Raw genomic sequence first — 14,419 nt, 5'->3', positions numbered from 1 at the left:
AGCATTTTTAGTCATGGAGAGGCGTTTGTTAGCGTGCCGTAGGTATTAATATTTGGACAGAAAATCTAGGGTTTGAAGCGAGCATTTGCCGCCCAAATATTTTGTCCCTATTCTTAACCGAACACTATTAGGTGCAGATCAATATGTCTGTGTTAGTTTGGCGGAGCTTGCCGCCCCTTGAACCTAAATCTGCAATAACAGCAGCTAAAACTCATGTTCCTTCCCAGTAAGCAATACAGTCAGCTATTTTCATAAGTAGTATATGACATTAGGAGACAATTTCCTGTCTTGAACAAATTAACCCCAAGAAGAGGAAATAGTTAGTTCTACTTCCACCGGAACTTGCTGTAAATACAATTCCCCCGCTTCCACCATCACTTTTTTCAGAATGCGACTGGTTCTTTTTAGAGTGGTTTGCGGACACTCTAATAAAATTTCATCATGTACCACACCGATTAATTTCGCTTCAGTTTTGGGTAGCAACTCGAACAGACGAGCGATCGCCACTTTCAACATATCAGCCGAAGTTCCTTGAACCGGGTGATTTAGTAATTCAGAAAGCCTGGGTTTTTTTGCCCACCTTCGTCTACGTCCGCCAATTGTACGGATTTGTTTGATATCCTTGGCATACACCGTTCTCTTAATCCTGTCATGCCATCTTTTGACTCCAGAATAAGCTTGAAAGAACCGTTTTCTAAACTCTTTAGCTTCCTCCAAAGTTAAAAGAACATCATACTTTTCCTCAGCATAAGCTTGCAATTTGGCAGCACCCATGCCATAAATTAATCCGAAATTAACCGATTTAGCAATGCGTCTATCTTCTGAATTTACCTCCTTTAACGACTTTCCCGTAATTAAAGATGCCGTTAAAGTATGCAAATCCTCACCTTTAGCGTAGGCATCAAGCATTCTTGTATCGCCAGATATTTCAGCAACAATTCTTAGTTCAATTTGGCTATAATCGGCTTTGATAATTTGATATCCAGGTGCAGCAATAAAGCAATTACGCATTCCCTTAGCCGTGCAATTTCTCGGAACATTTTGCAAGTTTGGCTGCTTGCAACTAAACCGTCCAGAACGCGCACCACATTGTCGATAACTAGGATGAATTCTTCCAGTTATCGGGTGAATATGTTTTGGTAGTGCCTCAGCAAAATTAGAATACAATGATGCTAATTTCCGATAATTTAGTAATAACTGGATAATCGGGTATTGACGAGCTAAAGGAATAAGTTCACTTTTACTGGTTGACTTAATCGGAATATTGAGAGCATGAAGCGCACTTAAAACTTGTGTTGACGAGCGGGGATTGATGGTTTCTGTAAACTCTGGAAATAGAGAAAGTTGGGCGCTAGGAACTGGTTTTAAACCAGCTTTTACTAATTCTACCAATGCTGTTTGCTTCTTGTTGTTCAGTTCTTCACCAACTAAATGCCATTGTTGTGCATCAAGTAGCATCCCATTCAATTCCATTTGAGCAACAGCAGGCATCGCTGCAAATTCAATTTCGGCAGTTTCTAATAAACTAGCACTTCGCAGTCTGGAAATTAACTGTATTCTAAGTTTCAGCAGGACAAAAGCATCTAAAGCTGCATATTCCAACTGAGCAGTTGAAAGTTTCCCTGCAAAGTTACTCGATTGTATACTTTTATCAAGTTTAATGCCTAAAAATTCCAGAGCCAAGGATTTTAAATCGTGGTCTTTTTTGAGTCCAGAACGCAATACTTGACTGGCTAACATCACATCAAAAAATGAACCAGTTGGTCTTAAACCAAGCATTTCTAACATCTGCCAGTCGAACTTACCATTTTGGAATACTTTGACAGCATTATTAGTTAAAACTTGTTTCAAAGGTGAAAGTTCGTCAATTGAAATAGCAGCTAAATCGATAATTACTACTGGATGTTTGGGAATGGCAAGTTGAATGAGTCGAATGCGATCGGTCCTGGGGTCTAGTCCAGTAGTTTCTGTGTCTATGGCGAGAACACGAGCATTTAATAAAGGTAACAGAGCATCAGATAATTTAGAAGAGTTAGTAATTAGCTCGTATTCCACCACAGGCGTTGAGGTGTTATGTGGGGAAGTAGTCATGGGAGTAAAATAATTGTTAGTTATTGAAATACCGCATTAGCGGTCAGTTATCAGCCTCGATCTAAAGCAAAAACGCTACGAAGATTATTTTCGATGCTAAAAAAGCGGAGGTTGTAAAGTGGATAGAATAGATGAATATCGAGACATTATTGAACGCATCCTAGAAAGGCACCATCGCATTCCTTACAGTCACGGACAAATCGAAAGTAAATTGATTATCGATCGCAAGCGCAACAACTTCTTACTGATGAATGCAGGTTGGGACGGCAAGCGCAGAATTCATGGTTGTGTCGTTCACGTCGAAATAATTGGCGACAAAATCTGGATTCAAAGAGACGGCATAGAAGATGGCATCACAGGCGAACTTGTTGCTGCTGGAGTACCCAAAGACAAAATTGTTTTAGCATTTCATTCACCTGACGTGCGACAACACACCGGATACGCTATTGCTTAGAATTCCCATTTTGTATTGTTTTTATGGCAGAAAATATCGAAGAACTATTGGGGACAACAATTACTGAATATACGCCGAATGCTATCAAGTTTAGCGGCTTGTCTTTGGAAACATTACAACAAATTCTTCAAGAAGGATACACCACACCAACAGCAAGTTTCAATGCGACTCCAACAGTAAGTTCATTTATCGAATTCGGACAGAAATGCCAAAAAATTGGAGCAACAGCAACGTTTGATGGCATCGCATTTACTGACAAACAAACACCGAATTTGGTTGTTGATGCCATAACAGTTATCGGCGTAAAAGACTTAGATTTTGCAGGTGAATTCGTGCAATTCGTTCGCGGTTGTGATGAAATAGAAGTCAACTCTCAAAAACTATACGCTTGGTGGGATTAATTACAAACTAGGTAGACAGGGAGGTTTTTCGATTACAACTAAATAGCTTTCAACTGTAACGGGGCGATCGCTTCCCCAAAAGATTTCTAATGATAGTTCGAGTACCTGCGCTGAAGTGCGTTTGAGAAACGCTCGAAAAGCTTGCGCTCGTGCTTCATTTCGCACATTCATGGAATTACTAACGACGCTCACCAACCGTCCAGAATTAGCTAAAAAAAGGTTATATGCTCGTTGAATAATATCCAAATCAACTCCTTTAATTTCAGGTGTGGAAAATGGTGGATTTGCCAAGATAAAGTTATATTGCCTTTGTGGTTTAGCAGTTAAAAAATCACTTCCCACTAAGTTGAATCCCTTTTGAAACAAGAGTTGTTGCAACAATGGGTTAATTTCAATTACATCAACAATCGCGCCTGCTTTAACCATTGCCTGCGCCAATAAGCCGTCTCCCGCTGTTGGTTCCAAAGCATACGAACCAGGCGCAATTTGAGCTTGTTTAACAATCAACTCAATTAACTCTGGTGAAGATGGAAACCACGAATAAGGCTGCGTTTCTTTAATTTTCCCGTATAAAAGCATTTCCGTTAACGATGAAATGATGTCCATTGATAATTAGAACTATTGATTTAGCCTTTTTGTATAGATATCCGCCGATAGGCGGTAGTCAAAATAAGACTATCGGCTGAAACGCTTTTTAATTGCTACTAGCTACGCTAAGTTGTCAAATCTAACTACTTTGTAGCTACAAACTATGAACGAGCCAAACAATTTTTACAGCACCGAACAAGGCTACGGTACAAACGGTTATGAAACTGATTCATCCGGGTATTCGTCCGAAGGTTATCAAAATAATGGTTACAACCATCAACAATCTAAAGCTTATAGCCCTCCTGATTACTTTGCAGACGGCTATAGAGAGAATGTTTTTGAGGGCAGTTTGAATCTAGCAGATACTCCTTGGACTGAAAATGCTGCTAATCCTAACCCGCATTTTGATAGTAGGGAAACAAATATCGACTTTGATTTTGATTTTGACTGCGACGAACTTGAGTTGTAGTGCTTGGTGATAACTATCAGTAGCAAGAAGAGCGCGATGAGCATTAGAGCAATTAACGCGCTCTTTCCTAAATCAATCAATTTTTTACAGAAAAATGAGCAGAAAATTACCAACAAATATGCGGCGCTTTTCAGTTTGGATATTCGGTTTAGTCCTCATACTTTCGAGTTTATTTCATGCACCAAATCATGCAGTTACACAAACTATTGTCGAAAAGACCCAACTACCAACACGAATCTTACAAATACCTCATGTTAGTCGAGAAGGAAATACTACTTCTGTAAATGCTTTAGTACCAGATTGGACGCAAATTTCTTTCTCTGGAATGCCACCAATCACTCAATCTGGGAGTTTTTCAGCTCAAGAATATACACAAGCAGTTGGCTACGATTTAAGTCGCACTTGGACAGCGGGACAAACTCCTGACCAGTACCTCATGCTAGGCGATATTAGTGAAGCTTTGCAACCAGAACTACTTTCAATTGGTGCTATTGCCCAACAGACTAATTTGAATTTAGACCAGGTTGCTTTGAGTGCTTTCACTTTAGTTGGCAAACAAACCTTAGACCAACTGGTTCAAGCTGTTCCGGTTCTTGGTCAATTCAAAGTACAAGACATCGCACCAATAGCACAATTACTAAGTGCCAAAACTGCTGATAATTGGAGCGAGCGCACTTTAGCTCAAGTACTCAGTTCCAATCCTCAACTCGGTCAATTGAAGCTCGAAGAAATTGACTTATCTCAATACTCGATATCTTCAATCCCCAACTTGAGTAGCACCCAACTTGCTGCCTTTTCAAATTGGCAAAGCACTTTAATCAAAGATGTACCTGGACTAAATGTTTTACCATTATCTAAATTTCCCAATCCGGTTGCCGAATTAGGTAATTTGGTAATGCGAATTGACGCTATTTATGGTAATGCCGAACGTAGACGAACCAATACTATTTCTGGCTCTGACGTGCAAGGATTTTCGGTTAATTGTCAACAGAATGATTGTGCTTACATTGAATTAGACGATTTAGAAAATTCTGGTCGAAATGCTCGCGGTACGCTAGAAGGTAAACAATGGATAAGTGGCAAATACCAGCAAGTTCAAGGAGGTTGGGGTTGTCTCAAAGGCGTTAATGGCGGTAAAGAACCAACAGGAAGATTACCCTTTGGTAGTGCTTTTAAAGTGGTAGTCATGGAACCAGACGAACGAACGGATACCGTTGATACGGCTTTGTTCTTTCGGTTTTGTTCGCCTTGTGGTTGTTCGCCTTATTTTATCGGTCCAGTACCTTTCTTCACTTATCGAGTTAATTCTCCCATCTTTGTCGGATTGTTAGAACCAAAAGCTACCGCTTTTTCTTCTACACCAACTGGAGCAAGTCGCAGTTCGGAGGGTGTCAGTAAAACAACTACTTCTTTTTCTTCAAATAGCAGTAAACCAATTTTATTAGATAATATTCAAGGCGTAAATATTGCAGCTTTATCGTCAGCAATCGCCAGTATCGAAAGTAGCGGTGCTTATGATACTATTGGTTCTTATGTTTGTGCTGATGATGGTAAAAATTGTGGATTTGCGTTAGGTAAATACCAGTTTGTTAGTTATAACGAATATGCAAAAGATGCGCTCGCATCAAAGCCAGGGGGACAGCAATTTTTAGCTAAACTCAAAGCAGGTAATAAACCAACTCAAGCCGAACTTTTTCAATACTTTCCACCTGCGGATCAAGAAGCAGCTTTTGACAGAAGTATTACCGACAAAATCAATACAACTTCTCAGGAAATAGACCCTACAACTGGTAAATATTTTAGTGGAGAACGCCTCATTGAACGAGTAGCCCAAAAACATTTTGGCGGCGACTATTCTGAAGTTGATGGTAGTGCAACTGACGCATTCGATCGTTTAACTTTAAAAAGCTATGGCTCTGATATTTTGCGGCGTTATCAATTAGGTGGTTGAACAATTTCTACGGTTGCTACAAATTATCAAACTACAGGTTATGTCGAACTAGCGAGTGAACAGGTAACTAGCAAATTCAATATTCGGATTTGTCCTATTTCAGATGTGCAGATTGCGATCGTCACAACAGTTGAAGCGTCTTAGCCAACATCAAAATATTTGATTTATGGAGGTTAATGTGATTATAAAACAGGATGAACAAAAAGGTTATTTAGAGCGATTTTTGTTTATTGGAAAGTGGTTTCGATTGGGAGTGATATTGTTTTTATTATTGTCAGTGTTATTAGGAACTGCTGGTTGTAGTACTAATGCAGCAACAATTCCTTGGTCAGTTGCTACTAAATTCGTTCCTGTTGAGACGGTTCAAACCGTTATTACAGAAAATACTCGACTTAACCCGCAATCAACTGCATCGAATGTTCTGGCTTGGACTGTGGATGGACAAGCAGGTAAATTAGTTGTTTTTAACTTCAATAATCCTGGTGTTTGTGGTAGCCAAGGTTGTCTACACACAGCTTATTTAATTAAAAAGCATACTCCTATTGTTCGCGTGTTTTCCAGTTATCTTAACCCTAATTTACCACCTAATAGATTGTTGTTTCAAGTAACAAATGACCCAACAAATACTTCGGTTTTACCTTGTTTGCAAGTACAGCAGCCTTCAGGCGACGATATCAGACAGTTGGTTTTTTGCTATAACAGTCGCGAATACCAACTGGCTAAATCATCTTTAATTCAGATAAGTAACAACTAACTAATATTTCGATAATTGTGAATAAATACCCCTGTTCTGAATTATGAACGAGGGGTTTATCCAGTGGTTATGATTGAAGAACTTTACTCATCCTCATCGATATCGTCATCAAAATCGTCGTCAAATTCTTCTTCATCTAAATCATCCTCAAAATCATCAACTTCTACCACTTCAGCTTGAATTTTGCGCGGTGGTTTGCGTCCATTGTTCGACTTTTTCCCATTTTCTGATTTCCGGGAAATGGGCGGTAATACTTGAATTTGAGGCTCGGCTGCGGCTGGTAATGCAGGTGCTTCTGTGAAGCCAGCGATGCTATCGTGCAGTCCCCATAGCGTGTTTTTCTGCTGCGGTCTTCCCAAGTACAAGTAGGGTAGGTTCTCGATAGTTGGTTTGGTGTAATTGATAGTTTTGCAGCAGTAGTTTTTATTTGAGCCTTTCCCTTCTTTAATTCCTTTGAATTCGACTTCTAGAATACCAAGACTTCGCCATTTATCGTTCTTGCCACTGAAAGGAATTTGGAAGTAGTCAGCGAAGGTTTTTTCTAGTAAACGATAGAATTCATCTCTGGCTGCTTTGAAACTCCACAGTGCGACATTTTTGAACCTAACAACAATAGGCGTGCTGTGCATGGGACGGTTGTTTTCATCTAAGAAAACAATGGCGTGTTCGCTAGCCACATCCATCGTTTTTTTGTCGAGTTGAGCTTTGTAGTCTTCATACAATCCAATGATAGTACCGCCCAAATCTGGAACATCATTCTTGTAACGAATGTATTCGGGAACGAATGCTAGTAAGCAGAAGCGACATTTGCAAAGTAGCAGACCTGTAACATCTTCTGTTAAGCCAATTGTGGTCATTTCGTCTTCGTTGGGCATGACGAACCAATTGGCTTTTTCTAACTGATCTTCTGGAATTAAAATGCCTGCTACTTGTTCGTTAACAACGATGCCATAAGGTAGAATTGGTCGTCTTACTTGGTTGTAACCTGCCTGTAGGAGTTCTTGGTCAATTTCAAAGTCGAAATCTTCTGATTGAAATTGAGTTGCGTCTTCAATGATTTCCGGCTCAACTGGGGTTTTTGGTTTAGCTTTGTTGTTAGTTTTTACCATTATTCAATATTGCTAAAAAGAGCTACTCACCAAGGCGGTAGCCTTAAAACCCTGGAGGGGGAGAATCTGCAAATTCTGATGTAACTGGAAGGATAACTTTTCCGTAACTGGATGGAAAATTTGTCTATGGTTTTATGAACTAATGGATAACTTAACGTACAATATAATTCCTGGCACAATTTTTAGCTGTAACTATGCCAATCCTAACCGTACAAGCTTTGTGTTCTGAAGCAGCCCTATTTTCAGTCGCCGAATCTCAACATCCAGAACCCCTGCTTTACGGTATTACAGACGGTAAAGCCGTAGGTACTTATTTGGAGCAAAAGTTCAGACTTTTTCTAAAAGATAGGTACGAATTTGTGGAAGGTAATTCAGCAAGCGGTATAGATTTTCCCGAACTACTTGTTGATGTTAAAGTAACGAGTATCAAACAACCGCAATCGTCATGTCCTTTTAAATCTGCACGGCAAAAGATTTTTGGACTTGGTTATTCTCTAATTATCTTTGTTTACGACAAAACTGATGATAGTGTTAATCGAACTGCCACTTTAAATATTTTACATACAATCTATGTCAGTGCCGAAAGAACAGCAGATTTTCAAATGACTAGGGGGATTCGTAATATTTTAGAAAATGAAGGCAATCAAGATGATTTAATCGCTTTTCTGCTTGACAGAAATTTACCCGTTGATGAGATTGAAGCAGCTAATATCGCAGATGAAATACTTATAAATCCACCTATCCAAGGCTTTTTGACTATCTCTAATGCTTTGCAATGGAGGCTTCAGTACAGAAGGGTAATTGAGCGTGCTGGTCAAGAAGAAGGTGTAATTGCTGTTTACCGAGCTAATTCATGATTCGTACTATTCACAAAACAAAAATAGAATACGGGGATTTTCAAACACCATTAGAATTAGCCGAGAAAGTATGCCAAAAGTTGGTACAGCTTGGTGTCAGCCCTGATGTTATATTAGAGCCAACCTGCGGAGTAGGAAATTTTATTGAAGCGGCTGGACGTTCGTTTAAATCAACTAACAAGATTATTGGCGTAGAACTCAATTCGTATTACTTACAAGAGCTTGAAAAAAAGCCAATTTTTCAGGATGAAAGAGTTGAGATAAGAGAAGGGAATTTTTTCGATTTTGATTGGTCGTCATTAATAACCTCTTTAAATGGTAAAATATTAATTATTGGTAATTTCCCTTGGGTGACTAATTCACAACAAGGAACAATAGGAGGTATTAACTTACCCCAAAAGGCTAACTTTCAAAAGTATAATGGTTTCGATGCGATCGCTGGAAAAAGCAACTTCGATATTTCCGAGTGGATGTTAATCCAGGTCGTCCATTGGCTACAGAACCGAGATGCAAATCTTGCAATGCTTTGTAAAACTTCAGTTGCTAGAAAGTTACTGAGCTATCTACATTCTAAAAAGCTGAATATTTCTAATTTCGCTACTTACAAAATAGATGCAAGGAAATATTTTAATGCCACAGTTGAAGCTTGTTTATTATTTTGCAAATTTGGTTCAAATTCGCCAAAATACTTTTGCGATGTATTCAGCAGTTTTGAAGATACCAACTATTATCGAATAGGGTATCGAAATAGTATTCTCGTAAGAGATATCGATTGTTTTGATCAACTAAACAAATTATACAATCCCAGCGCCGGACTAAAATGGCGTTCTGGTATTAAGCATGACTGTTCAGATGTAATGGAGCTTCGTAAAAGCGGTAATTTATTTATAAATGGATTGGGAGAAATAGTTGAAATTGAAGATATTTATGTTTTTCCTTTAATCAAAGGTTCTGATGTGGCTCAAAATCGAATAAAGACTACCGAGCGATATGTTTTGGTTACTCAAAATTTTGTTGGTGAGCCTACTGAACAAATAAAAGATTTAGCACCAAAAACTTGGAAATATCTGGAGTCGCACGCAAGATATTTAGATAATAGGAAAAGTAAAATATACCAAAATAATCCTCGTTTCTCTATTTTTGGAGTAGGTGCATACACTTTTACTCATTGGAAAATCGCAATTTGTGGTCTTTACAAAAAGTTAGACTTTAGGTTAGTAGGAATAATAAATAACAAACCTGCTGTTTTTGATGATACTGTTTATTTTCTCAGTTTTGATGAGGAAGAAGCTGCATTACGTACATTTGAGCTTTTAACTTCACCATCCGCAATAAATTTCTATTCATCGCTAATTTTTTGGGATGAAAAGCGCCCAATTAAATCAAGCATTTTGAATAGTTTAAATTTAACTGCATTAGTAAATATGACTGAGTTAGATCGCGATTAAATTGAGTGCCACTCTCTCGCTTCAGCAAATTGAGATAAGTGCTTAACATTGGTTGTAGCGATCGCCAAATAACGTCCGGGATATTCTTCTTTAAGTAGTTGATATTGGGCTGCTATAATAATGTCAGCATCAATGTTTTCAGCCGCAGCAGTTAGCTTACCTTGGGTGCGAGAATCTACCCAAAGTTGTGCGGCGCGTTTCATTGCAGGTTTTGTTAATGGTAAGAAATCTATAATTTTCTGGAGGGTTTCTAAGTTTTCCAAACCAGAAAGTTTAGGGTTTTTACTAGCTGCTAGTAGCAGTCCTCGTCTTACTTCGTAGTCACACAAATCCGAGGTGACAACGTAAACACTTTTGGCTAGTAATTTGTACAGCCAAGCTTTACATTCTCCAGCTTCTCCATCATTTTTAGGAGAACAGATCAACCCCAAAATTCCTGTATCTAAGAAAACAATCATTCTGGTTTCTGGTAAACTTTACTACCTGTTGTTCTGGCACTATCTACTATTTGTTGAAAATCTGCCCAAGAATTATCTATCACCTCTTGTTCTTCCGCAGTAAATTTAGTTTCTAACCATTGTTTTAAAACTTTCATAGCAGCCTGATTCTTTTGCAACTGCTCGTCTGGGCTTTTTCCTAGATGTTGTAGATAGGGTCTAAAGGAATTTTCTGGTTGTTTTTCTAATGGCTCTAACATAATAACCCTCCTGAAAAAATCGACTTTTTACATATTTGATTACTATAATAGCCTGCATCAACTATTACCAATGGCTACAATTTCGCAAATTGACTCAACTCTTTTACATTTGGCGATGACGTTCGATCGATTTTCATGTTTCTACTGCAAAATTTTTGGGGTCAATGTCCCAGTTCGCCCAGCGAATGGCTGCACGGGCAGAGGTAAGAATGGGAGGAACGCGCAAAACATGAATATGATTCGTGCTAGGACAAGTCATTTTTAGCAAATGAATCGGTTCGTCATCCACATTTGCATCAATTTTCAGCAGGGTATACTCACGCCAACTATCGAGTTTTACAGTTTTCAATTCCTCACAGATGCGATCGTAGCCAATTTGTTGGATCAATATTCTACGAATTTCTGTATTATTTTCAGTGAGTAACCATTCTGCTTTCCACTGGCTCAGATGAGTCCAATATTGCCGAGGAAGTTGAACTCCAAAAGCAAAAACTTTTAATTTCCTATAGGGGTGGTTAGCTAGTGCTGACAAATCTTGAATGGGATTGTTCGTTAGATAAATTTCTCCAACTTGTGCAACCTCAGAGGGCAAGGTTGTGAGCTTATTTCTCTCTAAATTAAGTTTAATTAAGCATTTTAATCGACCAATTTCCGGTGGTAGCACTGAGAGTTGATTTTCCGATAAATCAAGGTATAGTAAATTTTCTAACAGCCCAATTTCGAGTGGTAGTGCTGTGAGTTGATTCCCAGATAAACCGAGTCCTCGTAAATTTTCTAACAGCCCAATTTCGGGTGGTAGCGATGTGAGTTGATTCCCCGATAAACCGAGTCCTTGTAAGTTTTCCAAAAGCCCAATTTCGGGTGGTAGTGCTTTGAGTTGATTTCCCGATAAATCGAGTCCCTGTAAGTTTTTTAGCTGACCAATTTCCGGTGGCAATGCTACGATAGCATTGCCGCTAATATTTAAATCAGTGAGTTTGGTCAATGCGAGTAAAGGACTGAGATCGATCGCACCTGTCAGATGATTGTTGGACAGATTGAGAGTGGTTAAATCCTTGAGAGTAGCGAGTGGTGACAGATCTGTAATTAAGTTTTCCGAAAGGTCTAAATTAGTTAACTCAGTTAAGGCAGCCAGCGGCGTTATATCCGTAATTTGATTTGATGAAAGATCTAATTCAATTAAGTTGGTTAACTCTGCAAGGGGACTGAGATCGGCGATCGAATTACCGTGAAGATTCAACTCTAACAAATTGGTGAGTGCCGTCAATGGAGTGAGATCGCAAAGCTTCCCATTCTGATAATCTTTACCATTAATCTTGCCATTTAGGTCAAGCTGGATCAGATGAGTCAATACCATCAGTGGGCGTAGATCGGTAAGTTGAAAGGAATAGAGGCTCCAATCTTGTGTTTCGAGGAAATGACAGGTGGAAAGAATGCGATCGGCTAACTCACAATTACACTCATCAAACCTTCTCTCTAATCTTCTCTTCAGTCGGGTAAGGATTGGGTATTACTACCCGCACCTCCCCTAAGAACCGTGCTTGTCAGTTTCCCAACACACGGCTCAAGCCTTACTTCAAGCCTTTTAACTTGGGTTTTGAATGTACCTGTTTGTGGCACGCTGCGTGCAGATGCTGTAGGTTGTCAGTGTCGTCTAGACCTCCTTTAGCTACAGGTACTATGTGGTGGGTTTCGACCTCTTCCCCATTGATTAATGGTTCACCGCAGATGGGACATTTCCAATTTTGGAGTTTGGCTACTTCATAATATTTTGAGCCTTTCTCCCAGTATGATTTCCCATTCTTTTGGTGACGTTTATCCCAATATTCTCTTAGGGAGGGGTCATCTGGTGACACGCTTCCTTTGACCTTTATGTGTCTTTCAATGGGTGTTTTTGCGATAGGATACAGGGTGATTAACACCTTTTTCCTACGGCGTTCGCTTTCACAAGCGAACGTCCATTGATTATTTTGGATGGTCTTAAAGTAACGGTTTTTCACCCAATTTTTTCTTTTGTTGGGGTGTCTACGCTTTGCCCAACGCCAAAGGTACTGCCATACTCGGTATGAGATATAGCTGAACGTTTCTTTGCTAACTCCACCTTTGTAATAGTTAGCAAAACCCCTGAGAATAGGATTCAGTTTTCTAATGACTACCTCTTGCTCTTGACCATTCAGGCGTTTGATTTCCTCTCCTATCCGTTTACAGAAAGCTAATACTTTCTTTTTGGATGGTTTGGTCAGCAGTTTACCGCCATAGTGTCTTAGGTTAAAGCCAAGGAAGTCGAAACCATCTTCCATTGACGTTATTAGTGTCTTCTCGGAACTGAGTTCTAAGCCTCTTTCTCTCATCCACTGCTGAATCTGGATTTGTGCTTTTTCGAGACTTCCTTTGTCCCTAGCTGTAACTATGAAGTCATCAGCGTATCTCACCACGCCAAGTTTCGGATTGGTGGATTTTATGTATGTTTCGAGTCCATGCAGTCCTATGTTGGCTAGGAGCGGCGATATTACCCCTCCTTGTGGCGTGCCTTGTTCTGTCGGGTTGATTTTCCCAAGGAACATGAATCCAGCTTTTAACCATCCTCTTATTAGCTCCCTTTGTGGGAAATGACTAATACTGTCGAAAATGGCCTCATGGGCAATGTTGTCGAAGAAGCCTTTGATATCAGCTTCTAGAACCCACTTGTCCTTCCCTTTGCGTAGCCTTAAGAAGGATTGCTCTATTGCATCCTGACAACTTCTTCCAGGTCTGAAGCCATAGGAATTGTCTTCAAACACGGCTTCCCATTCGGGTAAGAGTGCGTTTTTCACTACTGATTGCATGACTCTATCCTTAATGGTTGGGATACCAAGAGGACGTTTTTTGCCGTTTGGTTTGGGAATCATCACCCGTCTAGTGGGACTAGGCTTTGTTTCCTTCCAGTTACGTACAAATTTCACTCTTTGTGCAGGGGTGTTTATAACCTCCTTGTCAATCCCCGCCGTCTTTTTACCATCGTTGGTTTGAGTGATTTGTCTAACAGCTAGCAGTAGGTTTGCGTAGCTTTTAAGCATTAACTTTTGTAGGCTTCGTAGCTTACGAAAGTCACCAAGTTGTCTGGCACGAAAGATTCTTTGACGTAGATTTCTCACAGCTTTTCGGGCTTGTCGCCAATTAATTTGGCTCCAATCTTCTAGCTGTTTCTTTTGTCCGTTTACTGTCATTTTCATGGCGGTATCTAACTTGTCATTAGATTCGATTTCTTAATCATTTCGTCTTTCGTATAAGACCCAGATGAATTCTGCTTTCCTTTCGGTCAGAGGCAAATTTTGAACCCCTATCTGATTCATTACAAATCAGCCTTCGCTTTTTCATCCATCCTCTACCCTCCAAGGGTTTCCGTCATTGTTACCTTTGACCTACTAGGGTTTTCGACCTTCCCTAGACCTTGTAGGGTTTACCCTGTTGTATCGTCTAGTTTTCTTTTCTTTATTAGGTGCTGTCTCTACTGCGATGAGGTTTATTGTTCACACGGTTAAAGATGACGACAGTCTTTAACCCCCTCATAGGAACCTATCAGCCTTATTTGGTTCCTCGATGAATGACGCAGCTTATGAC

At 39.6% G+C, this 14,419-nt stretch carries 14 protein-coding genes; 7 read left to right on the top strand and 7 right to left on the bottom strand.

Annotation, left to right across the window (positions count from 1 at the left end; genetic code table 11):
* Positions 1–297: 297 nt before the first annotated feature.
* Positions 298–2,091, bottom strand: a complete 1,794-nt coding sequence (locus tag ACE1CC_RS27210) for a bifunctional 3'-5' exonuclease/DNA polymerase (RefSeq protein WP_413273567.1) — start codon at positions 2,089–2,091, stop codon at positions 298–300.
* A gap of 118 nt (positions 2,092–2,209) precedes the next feature.
* On the opposite strand from ACE1CC_RS27210, the gene ACE1CC_RS27205 reads away from it, so the two are divergent.
* Both ACE1CC_RS27205 and ACE1CC_RS27200 read left to right on the top strand, forming a co-directional pair.
* Positions 2,210–2,545: a XisI protein gene (locus ACE1CC_RS27205; protein ID WP_413273566.1), complete on the top strand. Its 336-nt coding sequence runs from the start codon at positions 2,210–2,212 to the stop codon at positions 2,543–2,545.
* Between the two features lie 23 nt (positions 2,546–2,568).
* Positions 2,569–2,946 (top strand): hypothetical protein, encoded by a 378-nt coding sequence (locus tag ACE1CC_RS27200; RefSeq protein ID WP_413273565.1) that lies wholly within the window; start codon positions 2,569–2,571, stop codon positions 2,944–2,946.
* Here the strand turns inward: ACE1CC_RS27200 and ACE1CC_RS27195 are convergent, their stop codons facing one another.
* Positions 2,947–3,552 carry a methyltransferase gene (locus ACE1CC_RS27195; protein WP_413273564.1) on the bottom strand — a complete coding sequence of 202 codons (606 nt, stop codon included), beginning with the start codon at positions 3,550–3,552 and terminating at the stop codon, positions 2,947–2,949.
* Positions 3,553–3,697: 145 nt separating this feature from the next.
* Here ACE1CC_RS27195 and ACE1CC_RS27190 point away from each other — a divergent pair, with 145 nt between their 5' ends.
* The 3 genes from ACE1CC_RS27190 (at position 3,698) to ACE1CC_RS27180 (ending at position 6,708) form a co-directional block, all read left to right on the top strand.
* Positions 3,698–4,003 carry a hypothetical protein gene (locus ACE1CC_RS27190; RefSeq protein ID WP_413273563.1) on the top strand — a complete coding sequence of 102 codons (306 nt, stop codon included), beginning with the start codon at positions 3,698–3,700 and terminating at the stop codon, positions 4,001–4,003.
* A gap of 94 nt (positions 4,004–4,097) precedes the next feature.
* Positions 4,098–5,954 carry a M23 family peptidase gene (locus tag ACE1CC_RS27185; RefSeq protein ID WP_413273562.1) on the top strand — a complete coding sequence of 619 codons (1,857 nt, stop codon included), beginning with the start codon at positions 4,098–4,100 and terminating at the stop codon, positions 5,952–5,954.
* 178 nt (positions 5,955–6,132) lie between these two features.
* The gene (locus ACE1CC_RS27180) at positions 6,133–6,708 is read left to right on the top strand and encodes a hypothetical protein (protein WP_413273561.1); all 576 of its coding nucleotides are present in this window, start codon (positions 6,133–6,135) and stop codon (positions 6,706–6,708) included.
* An 83-nt stretch (positions 6,709–6,791) separates the two neighbouring features.
* On the opposite strand, the gene ACE1CC_RS27175 is transcribed toward ACE1CC_RS27180, so the two are convergent.
* Positions 6,792–7,817 (bottom strand): DUF5895 domain-containing protein, encoded by a 1,026-nt coding sequence (locus tag ACE1CC_RS27175; protein WP_413273560.1) that lies wholly within the window; start codon positions 7,815–7,817, stop codon positions 6,792–6,794.
* 194 nt (positions 7,818–8,011) lie between these two features.
* Between ACE1CC_RS27175 and ACE1CC_RS27170 the strand changes: the two genes are divergently transcribed.
* Together ACE1CC_RS27170 and ACE1CC_RS27165 are read left to right on the top strand one after the other, a co-directional pair.
* Complete coding sequence (locus ACE1CC_RS27170; protein ID WP_413273559.1) at positions 8,012–8,674, top strand: type II restriction-modification system restriction endonuclease; 663 nt, start codon at positions 8,012–8,014, stop codon at positions 8,672–8,674.
* On the top strand, positions 8,671–10,122 hold the full coding sequence (locus ACE1CC_RS27165; protein WP_413273558.1) for an SAM-dependent methyltransferase: 1,452 nt from the start codon (positions 8,671–8,673) through the stop codon (positions 10,120–10,122). Before ACE1CC_RS27170 ends, ACE1CC_RS27165 begins: the two co-directional genes overlap by 4 nt.
* Here ACE1CC_RS27165 and ACE1CC_RS27160 read toward each other — a convergent pair.
* The 4 genes from ACE1CC_RS27160 to ltrA form a co-directional block, all read right to left on the bottom strand.
* The gene (locus tag ACE1CC_RS27160; protein ID WP_413273557.1) at positions 10,119–10,580 is read right to left on the bottom strand and encodes a PIN domain-containing protein; all 462 of its coding nucleotides are present in this window, start codon (positions 10,578–10,580) and stop codon (positions 10,119–10,121) included. The two genes, ACE1CC_RS27165 and ACE1CC_RS27160, sit on opposite strands and share 4 nt — an antisense overlap.
* Positions 10,577–10,819, bottom strand: a complete 243-nt coding sequence (locus ACE1CC_RS27155; RefSeq protein WP_413273556.1) for a hypothetical protein — start codon at positions 10,817–10,819, stop codon at positions 10,577–10,579. The genes ACE1CC_RS27160 and ACE1CC_RS27155 overlap by 4 nt, the downstream gene beginning before the upstream one ends.
* Before the next feature lie 133 nt (positions 10,820–10,952).
* Positions 10,953–12,176, bottom strand: a complete 1,224-nt coding sequence (locus ACE1CC_RS27150; RefSeq protein WP_413273555.1) for a leucine-rich repeat domain-containing protein — start codon at positions 12,174–12,176, stop codon at positions 10,953–10,955.
* A 214-nt stretch (positions 12,177–12,390) separates the two neighbouring features.
* Positions 12,391–14,031 carry a group II intron reverse transcriptase/maturase gene (gene ltrA, locus ACE1CC_RS27145; RefSeq protein WP_413273554.1) on the bottom strand — a complete coding sequence of 547 codons (1,641 nt, stop codon included), beginning with the start codon at positions 14,029–14,031 and terminating at the stop codon, positions 12,391–12,393.
* Positions 14,032–14,419 lie beyond the last annotated feature (388 nt).

Source organism: Floridaenema aerugineum BLCC-F46, from assembly GCF_041929345.1.
GTDB classification, from domain to species: domain Bacteria; phylum Cyanobacteriota; class Cyanobacteriia; order Cyanobacteriales; family Aerosakkonemataceae; genus Floridanema; species Floridanema aerugineum.
This window is presented reverse-complemented; position numbering and strand designations above follow the sequence as displayed.